The following is a 17,865-nucleotide window of genomic DNA, read 5'->3' on the forward strand; positions in this document are numbered from 1 at the left end:
AGCAGGGCCTGGGCGGCCGGACCTGCCGCCACCTCGCCGTCCGCCCAGTCCACGCGGGCGACGACGACCTGCCAGTGCGGCGCGGAGTTGAGGCCGGGGACCAGGACGGGGGCGGCGACCCGCAGCCGGGCGGCGATCTCGGCCGGCGGTGAGCCGGCCTGGACCAGTTCCAGCACCTCGTGGGCGAGGCGGCGGCGCACGGTGCGCGCGGCGTCGTGCCGGTCGCGCTCGACGGCGATCAGCTGGGTGACGCCCTGGAGGAGGTCCAGCCGCTCCGCGGCCCAGTCCCCGGCGTCGGCGTCGACGGTGAGGAACCAGTCGGAGAGCAGGGTGGCCCGCACATCGGCCCCGGGGACGCCGCCGCCGGTGCGGATCGGGAAGAGCGAGTACGTGTTGCTCGCGCCGCCGGCCGTGATCGTGGTGCGGTGCGGGGAGGGCCGGGCGGTGCGCATGGCGGCCAGATGGGCGCCGGCCAGCTCGGCGCGGACGGCGGTCGGCAGCGGGTGCTCGGATCCGGCGATCTGCCGCCCGGTGGCGGACAGCACCCAGGCGCGCAGGTCCAGGTCGGTGCCGAGCAGGTCGAGCACGGCGTCGGGGCCGCCGCCCGCGGGGCCCGACGACATCAGCCGCCGGTGCCGGTCGACGACCGCGGCCAGGTCGCCGGCCCGCTCCGTGGACACCTGCCGGACGACGTGCTCGGTGATCGACGCGAAGGCGACGTTCTCGTCCACGGCGAACAGCGGCAGCCGGTGCCGGAAGCACGCGGCCACCAGATCGTCCGGGATGGAGCCCAGCTCCGCTTCCCCCGCCGCGAGTCCCGCCACACCGGCGGAGGCGAGGATTCGTACGAATCGCTCGGAGTCCTCCGCTTCGTGTCGCCAGGCGAGTCCTGTGAGCACCAGCTCACCGCCCGTGAGATAACGGCTCGGATCGCGAAGATCCGTGGTCATCACGCCACGGACCGTGCGATCGAGCTCGTCGTCACCGCCGAGCAGCCGCAGCCCCAGAACGTCGGTGTCCAGCAGTGCGCGCAGCCGCATCGTCAATCGCCTTGTCTCGAACGCTTGCCTGGTCAGAGAGCTACCAGGATGGCGCGTGGTTCGTTCCACCGGTGTTGCCGGTCCGATGCCGCGAGGTTTCGGACGGCGGCCTTTCATAGGAATCTACAAGACATGAGTACTGGCCAGCCAAGTCCTTCATGTTTTCAGTGACTGCACCCGGAAGGGTGGTGGGCCGTGTACTGGGCCCCACGCAGCGTTAACAACACGTGAACAGCCCCGCTCGAGATTCGAGAAGAGAACCCCCATGGACTTCCTGCGCCCCGCAAGCTGGGAGGAGGCGCTCGCCGCAAAGGCCGAGCACCCCACAGCTGTGCCCATCGCGGGCGGCACCGACGTGATGGTCGAGATCAACTTCGACCACCGCCGGCCCGACGTGATGCTGGACCTGAACCGGATCGGTGAGCTGCAGGAGTGGGAGGTGACCGAGGAGACCGTCCGCCTGGGTGCCTCGGTCCCGTACACCCGGATCATGGAGCACCTGCGCGCCGAACTGCCCGGTCTCGCGCTCGCCGCCCACACCGTCGGCTCCCCGCAGATCCGCAACCGCGGCAGCGTCGGCGGCAACCTCGGCGCCGCCTCCCCGGCCGGCGACTCGCACCCGGCCCTGCTGGCCGCGGGAGCCGAGGTCGAGGCCGTCTCCGTCCGCGGCACCCGGCTGATCCCCGTCGAGGAGTTCTACACCGGCGTGAAGCGGAACTCGCTCGCCGCCGATGAGCTGATCCGCGCCGTGCACATCAAGAAGGCCGACGGGCCGCAGCAGTTCTCCAAGGTCGGCACCCGCAACGCGATGGTCATCGCGGTCTGCGCGTTCGGCCTGGCGCTGCACCCCGAGACCAGGACGGTCAAGACCGGCATCGGCTCGGCCGCGCCCACCCCGCTCCGGGCCCGCGCCGCCGAGGACTTCCTCACGGCCGCGCTCGACGAGGGCGGTTTCTGGGAGAACGGCAAGATCATCACCCCGTCCATCGCCCAGCAGTTCGCCGAGCTGGTCTCCGGGGCCGCCAACCCCATCGACGACGTACGCGGCACCGCCTCGTACCGCCGTCACGCGCTGGGCGTCATGGCCCGCCGCACGCTCGGCTGGACCTGGGACGAGTACCGTGGGAACGAGAGGACGCAGTCATGCGCGTGACCTTCAATGTCAACGGCCGCCCGCAGGAGGCCGACGACGTATGGGAAGGCGAGAGCCTTCTGTACGTGCTGCGCGAGCGCATGGGTCTTCCGGGCTCCAAGAACGCTTGTGAGCAGGGCGAGTGCGGTTCCTGCACGGTCCGCCTCGACGGTGTTCCGGTGTGTGCGTGCCTGGTGGCCGCCGCCCAGGTCCAGGACCGCGACGTGGTGACCGTGGAGGGCCTGGCGGACTTCGCCAAGGACCGCGCGGCCGGCCGCTGCGGGACCGGCGCCTGCGGCACTCCGCTCGGCGAGGCCCAGAAGTGGGCCGCCAAGCCGGCCGACGGGCAGACCGGTGAGAGCACCGAGGCCGGGGACCTGTCCCCGATCCAGGAGGCGTTCATCGACGCCGGCGCCGTGCAGTGCGGTTTCTGCACCCCCGGCCTCCTCGTCGCGGCCGACGAGCTGCTGGAGCGCAACCCGTCCCCGTCCGACCAGGACATCCGCGAGGCGCTCTCGGGCAACCTGTGTCGCTGCACCGGCTACGAGAAGATCCTCGACGCAGTCCGCCTCGCGGCGGCACGCGGCGAGTCCGCCACTGCCGGAGAGGGCGTCTGACATGGGCGTTACGCGCAATCCCACCAACATCACGCAGGGCAGCAAGACCAAGGGCGGCCTCGGCGAGTCCACGCTGCGCCCGGACGGCACCCTCAAGGTCACCGGTGAGTTCGCGTACTCCTCGGACATGTGGCACGAGGACATGCTGTGGGGCTTCACGCTCCGCAGCCCGCACGCCCACGCGAAGATCCTGTCGATCGACACCGGCGAGGCGCTCAAGACGGCCGGCGTCTACGCCGTCATGACCCATGACGACCTGCCCGCCTTCACCAAGTACGGGCTGGAGTACAAGGACACCCCGGTCCTGGCCGACGGCGTCGTGCGCTACCACGGTGAGCCGGTCGCCCTCGTGGCCGCCGACCACCCGGAGACCGCGCGCCGCGCGGCCGCCAAGATCAAGGTCGAGTACGAGCTGCTGCCGCTGGTCATCGACGAGGAGACGGCGCTCGCCGACGGTGCGCCGATCCTGCACCCCCACCGCGACGACCACCACGCGGGCCACGTCACGCACCCCAACATCGTGCACCGCCAGCCGATCATCCGCGGCGACGCGAACGAGGCCGCCAAGCGCGCCGACATCGTCATCAGCGGCGAGTACGAGGTCGGGATGCAGGACCAGGCCTTCCTCGGCCCGGAGTCCGGCCTGGCCGTGCCCGCCGAGGACGGCGGCGTCGACCTCTACATCGCCACCCAGTGGCTGCACTCCGACCTCGGCCAGCTCTCCCCGGTCCTCGGCCTGCCCGAGGAGAAGATCCGGATGACGCTCTCCGGCGTCGGCGGCGCGTTCGGCGGCCGCGAGGACCTGTCGATGCAGGCCCACGCCTGCCTGCTGGCGCTCCGCACCGGCAAGCCGGTCAAGATCGTCTACAACCGCTTCGAGTCGTTCTTCGGCCATGTGCACCGGCACCCGGCGAAGCTCTGGTATGAGCACGGCGTCACCAACGAAGGCAAGATCACGCACATGAGGTGCCGGATCGTGCTGGACGGCGGCGCCTACGCCTCGGCCTCCCCGGCCGTCGTCGGCAACGCCTCCTCGCTGTCCGTCGGCCCGTACGTGATCGACGACGTCGAGATCGAGGCCGTCGCGCTCTACACCAACAACCCGCCCTGCGGCGCGATGCGCGGCTTCGGCGCGGTCCAGGCGTGCTTCGCCTACGAGGCGCAGATGGACAAGCTCGCCGCCGCGCTCGACATGGACCCGGTCGAGTTCCGCCAGCTCAACGCGATGACCCAGGGCACGATCATGCCGACGGGCCAGCCCGTCGACTCCCCGGCCCCGGTCGCCGAACTGCTGCGCCGCGTCAAGGCGCTGCCGATGCCGCCCGAGCAGCAGTGGCTGGCCGGCGACTCCGCCGGCCGCAGCACCGACGTCCGCGCGCTGCCCGGCGGTCTGTCCAACACCACCCACGGCGAAGGTGTCGTGCGCGGGGTCGGCTACGCGGTCGGCATCAAGAACGTCGGCTTCTCCGAGGGCTTCGACGACTACTCCACCGCCCGCGTGCGGCTGGAGGTCATCAACGGCGAGCCCGTCGCCATGGTGCACACCGCGATGGCCGAGGTCGGTCAGGGCGGCGTCACCGTGCACGCCCAGATCGCCCGCACCGAGCTGGGCGTCGCGCAGGTGACGATCCGCCCCGCCGACACGCAGGTCGGCTCCGCCGGCTCCACGTCCGCCTCCCGGCAGACGTACGTGACCGGCGGTGCGGTGAAGAACTCCTGCGAGGCCGTCCGCGAGAAGGTCCTGGAGCTCGGCCGCGCCCGGTTCGGCAGCTACCACCCCGCGTGGGCCACCGCCGAACTCCTCCTGGAGGGCGGCAAGGTCGTCACCGACGGCGGCGAGGTGCTCGCCGACCTGGTGGACGTCATCGAGGGCGAGGCCATCGACGTCGAGCTGGAGTGGCGGCACCGCCCGACCCAGGCGTTCGACCTGGTCACCGGACAGGGCCACGGCCACGTCCAGTACTCCTTCTGCGCCCACCGCGCGGTCGTCGAGGTCGACACCGAGCTGGGCCTGGTCAAGGTCATCGAACTGGCCGCGGCCCAGGACGTCGGCAAGGCGCTCAACCCGCTGTCGGTCGTCGGCCAGATCCAGGGCGGCACCACCCAGGGCCTCGGCCTGGCCGTCATGGAAGAGATCATCGTCGACAAGAACGCGAAGGTGCGGAACCCGTCCTTCACCGACTACCTGATCCCCACCATCCTCGACACGCCGACCATCCCGGTCGACGTGCTGGAACTCGCCGACGAGCACGCCCCGTACGGGCTGCGCGGCATCGGTGAGGCCCCGACGCTCTCCTCCACGCCCGCCGTCGTGGCCGCCATCCGCGCGGCCACCGGTCTGGCACTCAAGCGCGTACCGGTCAGGCCCGAACACCTCACCGGCACGTGATGACCTCCGGGCGGGGCGGGAAATGACGATCCCCACCCCGTCCGGGGCCACCAGGCGCCACCACCGGCCTGCGTGGCAACGGCACCCGCCCGGACCGGCCGCACCCGCGGCCGCCGACCGGTCGCCGTCCCGGCCCGTGCCCGGCTCCCGCCGCGCACCGGCCAACCGCTCCACCCCGTTCGCCTCGGGCCGTCCCCCGGGTCGTGCAGCCCACGCACCATCCCAAAACTCGCGCACCACGTGCGGGTGTCCCATTGAACCTTGGGAGTCGGCACCATGACCCAAACCCCTGTAGAGCTGAAGACCACGGCGGAGGACGCGGGCGCGGGCTCGCGCCCGCCGGCCGGCCGTTCCTGGCTCGACCGGTACTTCCACATCTCCGAAAGAGAGTCGACGATTCCCCGCGAGGTCCGCGGCGGCATCACGACCTTCATGGCGATGTGCTACATCCTGCTGCTCAACCCGCTCCTGCTGTCAGGGCCGGACGCCGCCGGGCACAAGCTCAGCCACGCGGGACTGATCACCGCCACCGCCCTCGCCGCGGCGGTCTCCACCCTGCTGATGGGATTCCTCGGCAAGGTACCGCTCGCACTCGCCGCGGGACTGAGCGTCTCCGGCGTGCTGGCCACCCAGGTGGCCCCCAACATGACGTGGCCGCAGGCCATGGGCATGTGCGTGATCTACGGCGCCATCATCGTGCTGCTGGTGGTGACCGGGCTCCGTGAGATCGTCATGAACGCGATACCGCTGGCCCTCAAGCACGGCATCACCATCGGCATCGGGATGTTCATCGCCCTCATCGGCCTGGTGAACGCCGGGTTCGTGGGCAAGGGCGACGCCAAGGGCACCGCCCCGGTCACCCTCGGCATCGGCGGACAGCTCTCCGGCTGGCCGGTCCTGCTCTTCTGCGTCACGCTGCTGCTGATCTTCATGCTGCAGGCCCGCAACATCCCCGGCGCGATCCTCATCGGCATCGTCGTCGGCACGGTCCTGGCGGTCATCGTGAACTCCGTCGGCGGCCTGACCGACAAGGACTGGGGCGGTGCGTCCCCGGAGCTGAACGGCAGCGCGGTCTCCATGCCCGACTTCGGACTCTTCGGGCACGTCGAGTTCGGCGGCTGGGGCTCCATCGGCGGTATGACCGTCGGCGTCATCGTCTTCACCCTGGTGCTGGCCGGCTTCTTCGACGCGATGGCCACCATCATCGGCGTCGGCACCGAGGCCAAGCTCGCCGACGAGCAGGGCCGCATGCCCGGCCTCAGCAAGGCGCTGTTCATCGACGGCGCGGGCGGTGCGATCGGCGGCGTCGCCGGTGCCTCCGGCCAGACGGTCTTCATCGAGTCGGCCACCGGAGTCGGGGAGGGCGCCCGTACGGGTCTGTCCAGCGTCGTCACCGGACTGCTCTTCGCGGCCGGCCTGTTCTTCACCCCGCTGGCCCAGATCGTCCCGGGCCAGGTCGCGGCGGCGGCGCTGGTCGTCATCGGCGCGATGATGATGAGCAACGCCCGGCACGTCGACTGGTCGGACCGCGCGGTCTCGGTCCCGGTCTTCCTGACCGTGGTCCTCATGCCCTTCACGTACTCCATCACCGCAGGTGTCGCCGCGGGCGTCATCTCCTACACCGCCATCAAGGCGGCGCAGGGCAAGTGGCGTGAGCCCGGCATCTTCATGTGGGTCCTCACGGCGGTGTTCTTCGTGTTCTTCGCTCTCCACCCCATCGAGAGCTGGCTCGGCGTCAAGTAGAGGAGCTGTTCACCATGCTGGACATCGCTGACGAGCTGCACCGCTGGTGCCGGCAAGGGCGCCCGTTCGCCGTCGCGACCGTGGTCGCGGTGGGCGGGAGCGCGCCCCGGCAGCCCGGTGCCGCGCTCGCCGTCGACTCCGACGGCACCGCGATCGGCAGCGTGTCCGGAGGGTGCGTCGAAGGAGCCGTCTACGAGCTCTGCAGGGAAGCGCTGGAGTCGGGGGACTCGGCGGAGCCGGTGCTCCAGCGCTTCGGCTACTCGGACGAGGACGCGTTCGCCGTGGGTCTCACCTGCGGCGGCGTCATCGACATCTTCGTCCAGCGCGTGGACCCCGGCGTGCGGCCGGAGTTCACGGCGGCGCTGGCCGCCGCGGCCGCGGGGGAGACGGCCGCGGTGGCCAGGATCGTCGAGGGACCGGCCGAGCTGCTCGGCCGGGCCCTGACCCTGCGGGCCGACGGCGGCCTGGAGGGCGGCCTCGGCGACCCCGGGCGGGACCGCACGGCGGCGGCCGAGGCCCGCGGCCTGCTGGAGACGGGCCGCACCGGCACCGTCTCCGTCGGCGCGGACGGCAGCCGCTGCGGCGAACCGCTGACGCTGCTCGTGGAGTGCAGCGTGCCGGCCCCCCGCATGATCGTCTTCGGTGCGATCGACTTCGCGGGCGCCGTCGTGAAGGTCGGCAAGTTCCTCGGCTACGAGGTGACGCTCTGCGACGCGCGCCCCGTCTTCGCCACCCGCGCGCGCTTCCCGGAGGCCGACGAGGTCATCGTCGACTGGCCGCACCGCTACCTCGACGAGACCACCGCGGCGGGCCGCATCGACGGACGTACGGTGGTCTGCGTACTAACCCACGACGCGAAGTTCGACGTACCGCTGCTGGAGCGGGCGCTGCGGCTTCCCGTCGCCTTCGTCGGCGCCATGGGATCGCGCCGCACCCACCTGGACCGCCTGGAGCGGCTGCGGGAGGTCGGCGTCACCGAACTCGAACTGGCCAGGCTGCGCTCGCCGATCGGCCTGGACCTCGGCGCACGCACCCCCGAGGAGACCGCGCTGTCCATCGCCGCGGAGATCGTCGCCCACCGGCGCGGCGGCAGCGGAGTGCCGCTGACCGGCGCGCACACGCCGATCCACCACGAGGCAGAACCGCCGATAGCCCGGCGGGCCGGCTTCTCGGCCGCGTAGGCCTTTGCGGACCGAAACCGTCCGCGAGGCGTCGTAGCGTAGGCGGTATGCCGACGACGACGCTGGACCGCCGCGCGCTCAACCGCGCTCTGCTGGAACGCCAACTCCTCCTCGAACGGGCGAAGACGCCCGCCATCGAGGTGATCGAGCGCCTGCTCGGCATGCAGTCCCAGGCGTCCAACGCCCCGTACATCGGCCTGTGGACCCGGCTGCGGGACTTCTCCTTCGACGAGCTCGCGCAGTTGATGAAGGACCGGGGCGCGGTGCGGCTGACGCTGATGCGCGGCACCGTGCACCTGGTGAGCGCGGCCGACGCGCTGACGCTGCGGCCCCTGCTGCAGCCGGTGTTCGACCGGATGGTCAGGAGCGCGGCCTGGGGCGGCGCGGCGCTGAACGGCGTGGACCGCGACGAGCTGGTGGCCGCCGGGCGCGAGCTGCTCGCCGAACGCCCGCGCAACCCCCGGGAACTGCGCGAGCTGCTCGCCGTCCGCTGGCCGGACACCACGCCCGAAGCGCTGGAGAAGGCCCTGCGCCTGTGGGCACCGCTGGTGCAACTGCCGCCGCGCGGGCTGTGGGGCGAGAGCGGGCAGCCCATGTACGCCACCGTCGAGGAGTACCTCGGCGCGCCGCTCGCCGCCCCCGACCCCGGGCCGGTCGTCGAGCGCTACCTGGCGGCGTTCGGTCCCGCGAGCGTCGCCGACATCCAGAAGTGGTCGGGTCTGACCGGGCTGCGCTCGGTGGTGGCGGGCCTGGACCTGCGTCCCTACCGCGACGAGGAGGGCCGGGAGCTCTACGACCTGCCCGGCGCGACGCTCCCCGACCGCGACATCCCGGTCCCGGCCCGGTTCGTCGCCGACTTCGACAACCTGCTGCTGTCGCACGCCGACCGGACGCGGATCGTCGCCGACGAGCACCGGAGCCGGGTGATGACCGTCAACGGCATCATCCGCGGCACGATCCTCGTCGACGGCTTCGTCGGCGGCACCTGGCGGTTCGACCGTACGAAGGCCGGCACCGCGGTGAGCGTCACACCCTTCGCGCCGCTGACGGCCGGCGACCGCGACGCCCTCCTGGAGGAGGGCGCGCGGCTGCTGGCCGTCAGCGATCCGGCGGCGGCGAGCCACGAGGTCCGGATCGGACCCGTGGACTGACGCCGCCCCTCCTCAGCTTCCCGGGACGGTGTCCACGTGCGTGGTGTGCGCCGCCCGGTAGGCGGCCACCTGGGCCTGCACCTGGGCCGGGCTCAGCACCTGGTCCTTGGCGAAGTAGACGTAGTCGACCTTCTGGTTGTACGAGCGGGGCGTGCTGCCGGTCTGCCCGGCGAGGTCGATGAGCCAGTGGTTGAAGTCGATGAACATCGGCGTCTCGGGGAGGTACGGCTCGCCGTGCGTCCCGAACAGCTGCCCGTCGATGTAGTACTTGATGCTGGTGCTGTCGACGGTGACGACCAGGTCGTGCCAGCCCTCGTAGCTCTGCCGGCTCTCGGTGTGGGCGTTGACCGCGTTCCAGGGGTCGTTCTGGTAGGTCTCCCACGAGGTGGTGTACATGATGTTGCCGGTCTCGCCCCAGCCGCCGTTGGGCAGGTACTCGAAGTCCAGCTCCCCGTAGTCGGGGTCCATGTCGTGGGCGAGCGGTGTGAAGGCGAAGAACGTCTGGTTGACGTGGTCCCCGTCGGGGCCGCTGGCGGGGGTGTCGTTGAACTTCACGCGCGCCGCGTACGTCCCGTTGCGGAACTTGCGCGCGGTGGTCTGGATCTCCGTCTCCTTGGTGCCGGCGGCCGTCCCGTCGGTGGTGAGCTTGAGGTTCATGATGCTGTTGCCGTTCTCCGGCGCGAACGTGACGTCCTGCGGTGACCAGGTCGCCCCCGGCACACCGGGCCCGCCCTGTCCGGACTTCACCGTCCAGCCGTGCTGCTGCACCAGCGGGTCGCTGCTGCTGGTGTAGTTGAAGTCGTCGAAGAGCGCCGCGCCGTTCGGGTTCGGCGGGGTGGTGGGGGGCGTCGTCGGCGGGTCGGTCGGCGGCTGGGTGGGGTCGTTCCCGGCGGGCGCGGTGCCCCACAGGACCGTCGCGCCCCGCTGCACGGTCACCTTCGACCAGTTGGCGTACGACGTCTGGGCGCCGTTGAACGAGTAGTCGTCGCTCTGCCGCAGCGTCGCCCAGTTGGACCGGTAGAACCGCAGCTGCATGTCGCTGGTGTCGGCGCCGGGGGCGAGCGAGCCGGCGCCCGCGGTGAAGCCGACCTCCAGGTAGCGGTCGGCGGTGGCGGTGGGGTGCGCCAGGGTGCCGAACGTGCCGGTGATGTTGGCGCAGCCCTTCACCGCCCAGGAGCAGGCGAAGCGGTACGAGGAGTCGGCGGTGTCGGCCTTGAAGTAGTAGCGCACTGTCACACCACTGAGCGGCACGGTCGTGCTGCCGGTGTTGGTGACCTTCAGCCACGGCTCCGACTGGTCGGCGGTGGCCCCGGTCGCGCTGGTGCGGTACTGCGCGCTGAGGGAGTCCTGCGCCGCTGAGGCCGGCATCGCCGTCAGCGCGGCACAGGCGAGCCCGGCGGAGGCGCACAGGGCCATCGCCGTACGCACGCGGACGGGTATACGTGATCTTTCGGACACGGTTGATCCCTTTCCAGGTGGGGGGTGACACAGGGGGAGGAGCTGGAAGGAACTACAGGTGGAACATCTGAGGGGCGGGCCCTAGCGGCGGGTGCCGAGTGCCGCGAGGCGGGCCTCGTGGTGGCGCATGGCGGGCAGGAAGTCGGTGCTCCAGTCGCTGCGCGGGTTCCACGCGCTGTCGGCGAGCGCCGACAGCCGGGGGAAGGCCAGGTACTCGATCTGGGCCGGCGTGGCGGCGAACTCCGTCCACAGCTGCCCCTGGGTGCCCAGCACCCGGGCCGCGGCCGCCGGGTCCCACTCCGGCGGCGCCGGATCGTTGCCGTGCACGGCCCGCAGGTCGACCACGGCGCCGGACTGCCCGAGCGGCTCGCCCGGCCGGTCGGTCTGCGGGTAGTCGAGGTACGTGGAGCGGAACGGCGCCATCACGACGTCGTGGCCCCGGCGCGCGGCGGCCAGCCCGTGGCCGGAGTCCCGCCACGGCATGACGGTGAACTCCGGCGGCAGGATCCCGCCGTCCTCCGCCCAGCACAGCGGCTTGCGCCCCTCCCGCAGCAGGAACTCGCCGATCCGTCCGAGGAACCAGCCGTGCAACGCCTTCGGCCCCGCCAGTCCCTCCTCGACGGCCCGCTGCCGGGCCCGGGGGCTGTCCTCCCACTCGACGGTGGGGCACTCGTCGCCGCCGACGTGGATGTACGGGGACGGGAAGACGTCCAGCACCTCGCCGAGCACCGTGCGGCAGAACTCCAGCACCTCGTCGTGCACACCGAGCACGTTCTCGCACACCCCCCACTGGGTCCACACGTCCAGCTGCCGGCCGGGGACGTTGCCCAGGTGCGGGTAGGCGGCGAGCGCTGCCCGTGCGTGGCCCGGCATCTCGATCTCGGGCACGACGGTGACGCCGCGCTCGGCGGCGTACCCGACAAGCGCGCGCAGTTCGGCCGCGGTGTAGGCGCCGCCGTGCGGGGTGTCGTCGTAGCTGGTGCTGCCGGCCCGGCCGGTCATGCTGCGCGCCCGCCGGCCACCGGTCTCCGTCAGCAGGGGGTACCCGGGAACCGGCATCCGCCAGCCCTGGTCGTCCGTGAGGTGCAGGTGCAGGACGTTGAGCTTGTGGAAGGCGAGCAGGTCCACGAAGCGCCGCAGGAACGACACCGGCTGGAAGTGCCGGGCCACGTCGAGCATCGCCCCGCGCCACGGGTACCGCGGCACGTCCGTGGCCTGCACGCACGGCAGCCGCCACGGCACTCCGGCGACCGGCACCGCCGACAGCGCCTCGGGCGGCAGCAGTTGACGGAGCGTCTGCACGCCGTTCAGCAGTCCGGCCGCCGTCCCGGCCCGCAGCAGGATCGCGTCGGGGCCGACGGTCAGCCCGTACCCCTCCGCGCCCAGCCCGCCGAGCTGCGGGTCCAGGGCGAGGATGACGTGGCCGTCGGGTGAGGAGCGCAGCGGGAGCCCGGTGGCGGGGCGCAGCAGGGTGCGCAGCAGCCGGGCGGCGTCCTCCGCGCCCTCGGTGGCGCGGATGGTCGTGTCGTCGGTGAAGGTGAAGTGGCCCGGGATGCGGACCAGATGGCTGGGGTGGGGAATGATCACAGGTCGGCCTCCAGGCCCGTACGGGAATCGGGTCGGTCCGTTCAGCACGCGTCAGCCCTTGACCGCGCCCGCGGTCATCCCGGAGGTGACGCGGTTCTGCAGGGCGAGGAAGACCACCAGGACGGGGAGCATGAAGAGCGAGGAGGCGGCCATGGTGGCGCCCCAGTCGGTACCGAAGACATTGCTGAACGAGGAGAGCCACACCGGCAGCGTCCTGGCGTCCTGGTTCTTGATGATCAGCGTGTTGGCGAACGCGAACTCGTTCCAGGCGGTGATGAACCCGAACAGCGAGGTGGAGAGCAGCCCGGGGGCGAGCAGCGGGAACGTCACCCGGCGGAACGCCTGCGGCCGGGTGCAGCCGTCGACCAGCGCCGCCTCCTCCAGCTCCACCGGGATCGCGGCGAGGAACCCGCGCAGCGTCACGATGGTGAACGGCAGCGTGGTGATGAAGTAGACCAGGGTGAGCATCGACAGCTTGTCGAGCATGTCGGTGTCCCGGGCGATGACGTACATCGGGATCAGCAGCGCCTCCCAGGGCGCCATCTGCGCGGTGAAGACCATCAGGATGAAGGCCCGCCGGCCGCGCCAGCGCATCCGGCCGACCGCGAAGGCGGCCAGCAGCGCGACGATCAGCGAGAGCAGCACCGCGCCGAGGGTGACGGTGAGGCTGTTGCGCCAGAAGGTGCCGAAGCCGTCGGCGTGCACGGCGGCGGAGAAGTGGTCGAGGGTGAGGTGCCGGGGCCAGAACGACGGGGTGTCGGCCTGGATGTCCACGGTCGGCTTGAAGGCGGTCAGCACCATCCAGTAGACGGGGAAGACCGACACCGCCAGGACGAAGAGCGCGGCGAGGTTGAGCGGGATCCTGCGCAGTGACCGGGTCACAGGTTCTCCCCTTCCTGCTGGAACATCCGGCGCAGATTGAAGACGAGGGCCACGAGGAGGATCAGCACGGTGAGCGTGGAGACCGCCGAGCCGACGTCGTACTTGTGCAGTGACTGCGCGATCTGGAAGGCGTAGACGGGCAGGGTGGTGGTCGCCCCGTTCGGGCCGCCGCCGCTGATCACCCAGATCTGGGCGAAGCACTTGAAGCACCAGATCACCTCCAGCGAGGTGATCAGCGCGAACAGCGGCCGGAGCATGGGGAACGTGACGTGGCGGAAGACCTGGAAGCCGCCGGCGCCGTCCAGCCGGGCCGACTCGTACAGCTCGGCGGAGATGGTGGTGAGGCCGCCGTAGAGGGTCAGCGCCGCGAAGGGCACCGACTGCCAGACGATCAGGGTGACCAGGATGAAGAAGGTCGAGTTCCCGTCGGCGAACCAGGAGTAGTCGCGGTAGGACTCGAACCCGAGCTCCACCAGCACCCAGTTGACGACCCCGAAGCGGGACTGGAAGAGCCACTGGAAGACGGTGGTGGCGGCGATCACCGGCGTGGCCCAGGTCAGGACGAGCCCGCTCATCACGGCCAGCCGCATCCGCTTGCCGAGCCGCGCCAGCATCAGGGCGACCAGGGTGCCGATCACCATGATGAGTACGACGTTGAGCGTGGTCCACCACAGGGTGCGGCGCACCACCGTCCAGAACTCGGGGTCGTTCAGCACCTCCGAGTAGTTGTCGAACCCGACGAACGCGGCGCCGCCGCGGATCAGTTCGCCCAGCCGGAAGTGCTGGAAGGACATCACGGTGTTGCGGATGAGCGGGTAGAGCAGGAGGAAGGCCGTGCCCACCACGGTGGGAGCGATCAACAGATACGGCCAGACGGCGCCGAGTACGGGCCGCCGCCGGCGGCGGGGTGCCGGAGGCGGATCCACGAGGGCCTGTTGAGGGGGGCGCCGACGGGCGGCGGGGGGTGCAGCGGGCACGGCACTTCTCCTGTTGTCCTGGTGGTGTCTGTCTCGTCAGGCGGGGGCGGCCACGTGGGCTCGCGCGGACCGGTCCCCGGTTCAGGAAGCGGTGTTGAGGGCCTTGGTGATGGCTTCGGACGCGGTACGGGCGGCCGAGGCCGGGTCGGCTCCGGTGAGGTACTGCGTCATGTACTGCTTGATCGGGTTGTTGGCCTCGACGGCCGCCCAGTTCGGGGAGTTGGGGGTGCCGTGGCCGTTGGCCGCGCCGACCGCCATCACGGCGCCGCCCTCGTTGCCCGCCAGCACGCCGGCCAGCGACGTCCGGTTGGGGACGTAGCTCATCTCCTTGGCCATGTCCGTCTGCCACTTCTCACCGGCCAGCGCCTTGACGACCTCGTAGGCCGCGTCCTGGTGCTGCGAGGCCTCCGGGATGATGAGGTCGGAGCCGCCGGTGAAGACCGCGCCGGGTTTGTCGGCGGTCTTGCCGGGGATCGGGAAGAAGCCGATCTTGTCCTTCATCGCCGGGTTGGCCTTGATGATCGCGGCCGCGCCACCGGGGACGGAGATGATCTGCGCGCTCTTGCCCTTGGCGAAGACCTCGGCCTGGAGCGGCTTGGCCTCGTCGGAGTCCTTCGGGCCCTTGCCCAGTGCCTGGAGCTTCTTGTAGAACGCCATGCCCGCCTGGGCCTGCGGGGTGTCGAGGGTGCCCTTCCACTTGTCGCCGTCCTTGACGGCGAACTCACCGCCCTCGTCCCAGACGAAGCCGGCCAGCGCGTACCAGGTCTGCCCGGTCAGGTAGATCCCGTCGTTGCCGCCGGTGTTGAGCTTGGTGGTGTCGGCGATCCACTCGTCGCGGGTCTTGGGCGGGGTGGTGATGCCGGCCTGGGTGAAGAGGTCCTTGTTGTAGACCACCACGCGGTTGGCGGCGTACCAGGGGATGCCGAACTGCTTGCCGTCGATCTTGCCGGGCTCGGCGAGGCCCGGTATCCAGTCCGTACCCTTGAGGTCGGTGATCTTCGCGGTCAGATCCTTGACCCCGCCGCTGGCGGCGTACTGCGCGACCTGGGTGTTGCCGACCTCGATCACGTCCGGCGCGTCCTTGCTCGCCAGAGCACTGGTGATCTTCGCGCCGATGCCGTCCCACTCCTGGATCTGGATCTTCAGGGTGGTGCCGGAGTGGGTCGTCTCGAAGTCGGTCTTGAACCGCTGGAGGAAGGGGTCGGAGACGCTGCCCTTCATGATCCATACGGTGAGCTCGGCGGGGCTCTTGCCGTCGCCTGCGGTGTCCGACGAGTCGGAGGAGCTACAGGCGCTCAGGCCGGCTACGGCGATCGCGAGTGCCGCGGTGCCTGCAAGGAGTCTGGTTCTCACGGGGTCTGTCACCTCGAATAGGAGCGGCGGAACTTACCACTTCACAACTGGTCTGGTGCTGGTTGGAGAAGGTGGCATAGACCAGTGGAGCCGTCAAGAGGTCGCGCAGGCAAAGGCATGTGGGGCTGTATACGATGGATCCAGCCCACCGGGAAGGGACTGGCCTGGCGTACTGGTCAGGATCTGGATAGCCTCCAGGGGAGGGACTGGACAGGACGGCGGCCCGGACGCGCCGGGGCGAAACCCGGACGGCACGAAGGAGTGAGCATGGGAAGCGAGTCGCCACGGTCGGCGCTCAAGCGAGAACGGGTGCGCGACTACCTGTTGGAGCTCGTCGAATCCCAGCTGCCCGGCGACCCGATCCCCTCGGAGCGGACACTGTGCGAGCAGCTGTCGGTCTCCCGGCCGACGCTGCGCTCCGCGGTCGACGAACTGGTCAACACCGGGCTGATCGTCCGCGAACACGGGCGCGGGATGTTCGTCGCCCCCACCAAGATCACCCAGGAGCTGGTGGCGGACGAGCACTCGTTCTCGGTGCCGAAGGCGGCCGGCGCCTGGTCCAGCCGGGTGCTGGAGCTGACCACCGTGCAGGCGGGGGCACGGGTGGGCCGCAAGCTGCACATCTCACCGGCGGCGGAGATCACCTACATCGCCCGGCTGCGGCTCGTCGACGGCGAGCCGATGGCCATCGAGTACCTGCACGTGCCCGCCGTGCTCGTGCCGGGGCTGCGCCCGGCGGACATGGAGGCCGGGGACTTCTACCAGTTCCTGCGCGACCGGCACCGGGTGCGCATCCACGAGGCGGTCCAGTCCATCGAGCCGACCGTCACCAACGAGGTCGAGGCCCGGCTGCTGGGCGTGCCGCTGCTCTCCCCGGCGCTGCTCTTCGAACGTCTCACCAAGGACGACACCGGCCGCCCGGTCGAGTACGTCCACTCGCTCTACCGCGGCGACCGCTACCGCATCGTCTCCCGGCTCGCCCTCGGCGAGGCCGGAGCCCCGGGCCCGGACGCCGCCGCCCGGCACCACCCCGGCATCCCGCCGGGCGACCTGGCGAGCCGCGGCGACGTCCCTTCCTCGATGGTGGGCGACGTGCAGCCCGCGGTGTGAAAGGGCGTGAACGGGCTTCCCCTCAAAGGTAATTCGGCTCAGCGGTAGTTCAGCTCAGCGGTAGTTCAGCTCGGACAGCTCGGTGGTGAGCCGGGTACGGAAGGCCGGGATCCGGCTGACCACCGGCAGCACCAGATTGCGCACGGTGCGCAGCACGCGGCTGCGGGTGGTGGCGATCCGGGTCATCCGGTCGGTGAACGCCACGACCCGCTCGGCGACCGGGCGGCGCTGCGCCTCGTAGCCGTCCAGCCGGTCCCGTGCGATGGCCCGGCCGAGCGCGAAGGCGTCCTGGATGCCGGTGTTCATCCCCTGGCCGCCGGCCGGGCTGTGCACGTGCGCGGCGTCCCCGGCGAGCAGCAGCCGGCCGTTGCGGTAGGAGTCGGCGATCCGGTGGTGCACCCGGAAGCGTGAACTCCACACCATCCCGGTGATCTTCGCCTGGCCGGGCGCCCGCTCGTCGAGGATGCGCTGGACGTAGTCGGCGTCCGGCTCGCGCGGGGCGTCGTCGACGGTGGCGACGACGCGGTAGCGGTCCTGCGGCAGCGGGGCGATGACGATCAGCCCCGCCGCGTGGAACTGCAGCGACACCGCGTCGCGGCCCGGGGCCCACTCCATCGTCACGTCGGCGAGCACGAACGACTGCTCGTACGCGCTGCCCGAGAACCCGATGCCGGCCGCCTCACGGACGATGCTGTGCATGCCGTCCGCGCCGACCGCGTACTCGGCGCGCAGCGTCTCGCCGGTGGCCATCGTCAGGGTCACCCCGTCGTCGTCCTGCTCGGCCTTGACGACCTCGTAGGGGCGGTGCACGTCACCGCCGAGTTCACGCAGCCGCGCCAGGAGGACGGCCTCGGTGTCGTACTGCGGCACCATCAGGGTGTACGGGTGCGGGGTCGGCAGCCGGCTGAAGTCCAGCGCGGCGAGCTTGCGCGCACCGTCGCGGACACGGAACCGGTCGATGACCAGTCCGCGCTCGATCAGGGCCGCCGAGGCTCCCAGTTCGTCCAGCACCTCGAGCGTCCGGGCGTGCACCACCCCGGCGCGGGAGGTGTTGGCGCCCTCGGCGAGCTTGTCCAGCAGGACAGAGCCGACACCGGCCTCGGCCAGTGCGACGGCCAGTGCGAGCCCGGTCGGCCCGGCGCCCACGATCGCGACCCGGGTGGTGGCGGGGAGTGCGGCGGCGTTCATGTGGAGCCCCCTTCGACTGCGATGCCAACACGCGTTGGCCAACGTCTGTTGACATGA

The 17,865-nt window shown here is 71.1% G+C and carries 14 protein-coding genes; 7 read left to right on the forward strand and 7 right to left on the reverse strand.

The features are described 5' to 3' along the window. On the reverse strand, positions 1-1,040 hold a 1,040-nt coding region (locus tag O3X23_RS31165), incomplete at its 3' end, for a PucR family transcriptional regulator ligand-binding domain-containing protein (RefSeq protein ID WP_269275459.1). Between the two features lie 265 nt (positions 1,041-1,305). Here O3X23_RS31165 and O3X23_RS31170 point away from each other — a divergent pair. From O3X23_RS31170 to O3X23_RS31195, 6 genes are all read left to right on the forward strand, one after another. After that, positions 1,306-2,193 (forward strand): FAD binding domain-containing protein, encoded by an 888-nt coding sequence (locus O3X23_RS31170; protein ID WP_269275461.1) that lies wholly within the window; start codon positions 1,306-1,308, stop codon positions 2,191-2,193. Further along, positions 2,184-2,789: a (2Fe-2S)-binding protein gene (locus O3X23_RS31175; protein ID WP_269275464.1), complete on the forward strand. Its 606-nt coding sequence runs from the start codon at positions 2,184-2,186 to the stop codon at positions 2,787-2,789. The genes O3X23_RS31170 and O3X23_RS31175 overlap by 10 nt, the downstream gene beginning before the upstream one ends. Position 2,790: 1 nt before the next feature. Beyond that, the gene (locus O3X23_RS31180) at positions 2,791-5,178 is read left to right on the forward strand and encodes a xanthine dehydrogenase family protein molybdopterin-binding subunit (RefSeq protein ID WP_269275466.1); all 2,388 of its coding nucleotides are present in this window, start codon (positions 2,791-2,793) and stop codon (positions 5,176-5,178) included. Between the two features lie 276 nt (positions 5,179-5,454). After that, positions 5,455-6,921 (forward strand): NCS2 family permease, encoded by a 1,467-nt coding sequence (locus O3X23_RS31185; RefSeq protein WP_269275467.1) that lies wholly within the window; start codon positions 5,455-5,457, stop codon positions 6,919-6,921. Positions 6,922-6,935: 14 nt separating this feature from the next. Next, positions 6,936-8,102: an XdhC family protein gene (locus tag O3X23_RS31190; RefSeq protein WP_269275469.1), complete on the forward strand. Its 1,167-nt coding sequence runs from the start codon at positions 6,936-6,938 to the stop codon at positions 8,100-8,102. A 47-nt stretch (positions 8,103-8,149) separates the two neighbouring features. Further along, a complete protein-coding gene (locus tag O3X23_RS31195; protein ID WP_269275471.1) occupies positions 8,150-9,253 on the forward strand; it encodes a winged helix DNA-binding domain-containing protein in 1,104 nt (367 codons plus the stop codon). A 12-nt stretch (positions 9,254-9,265) separates the two neighbouring features. Here the strand turns inward: O3X23_RS31195 and O3X23_RS31200 are convergent, their stop codons facing one another. The 5 genes from O3X23_RS31200 to O3X23_RS31220 all read right to left on the reverse strand — a co-directional run bounded on the left by O3X23_RS31200 (position 9,266) and on the right by O3X23_RS31220 (position 15,510). Next, positions 9,266-10,669, reverse strand: a complete 1,404-nt coding sequence (locus O3X23_RS31200) for a cellulose binding domain-containing protein (protein ID WP_269275602.1) — start codon at positions 10,667-10,669, stop codon at positions 9,266-9,268. Between the two features lie 123 nt (positions 10,670-10,792). After that, on the reverse strand, positions 10,793-12,298 hold the full coding sequence (locus O3X23_RS31205; RefSeq protein ID WP_443048034.1) for a beta-N-acetylhexosaminidase: 1,506 nt from the start codon (positions 12,296-12,298) through the stop codon (positions 10,793-10,795). Between the two features lie 51 nt (positions 12,299-12,349). After that, entirely contained in the window at positions 12,350-13,180 is an 831-nt protein-coding gene (locus O3X23_RS31210) for a carbohydrate ABC transporter permease (RefSeq protein ID WP_269275473.1), read from the reverse strand. Further along, a complete protein-coding gene (locus tag O3X23_RS31215) occupies positions 13,177-14,157 on the reverse strand; it encodes a carbohydrate ABC transporter permease (RefSeq protein ID WP_443048035.1) in 981 nt (326 codons plus the stop codon). Before O3X23_RS31215 ends, O3X23_RS31210 begins: the two co-directional genes overlap by 4 nt. Before the next feature lie 81 nt (positions 14,158-14,238). Then, a complete protein-coding gene (locus O3X23_RS31220; RefSeq protein WP_269275475.1) occupies positions 14,239-15,510 on the reverse strand; it encodes an extracellular solute-binding protein in 1,272 nt (423 codons plus the stop codon). Positions 15,511-15,777: 267 nt separating this feature from the next. Here O3X23_RS31220 and O3X23_RS31225 point away from each other — a divergent pair, with 267 nt between their 5' ends. Continuing rightward, complete coding sequence (locus O3X23_RS31225) at positions 15,778-16,620, forward strand: GntR family transcriptional regulator (RefSeq protein ID WP_269275477.1); 843 nt, start codon at positions 15,778-15,780, stop codon at positions 16,618-16,620. A 54-nt stretch (positions 16,621-16,674) separates the two neighbouring features. On the opposite strand, the gene O3X23_RS31230 is transcribed toward O3X23_RS31225, so the two are convergent. Beyond that, complete coding sequence (locus O3X23_RS31230; RefSeq protein WP_269275479.1) at positions 16,675-17,808, reverse strand: FAD-dependent oxidoreductase; 1,134 nt, start codon at positions 17,806-17,808, stop codon at positions 16,675-16,677. Positions 17,809-17,865: the final 57 nt, after the last annotated feature.

Source organism: Streptomyces sp. H39-S7, from assembly GCF_027158205.1.
Classification (GTDB): Bacteria; Actinomycetota; Actinomycetes; order Streptomycetales; family Streptomycetaceae; genus Actinacidiphila.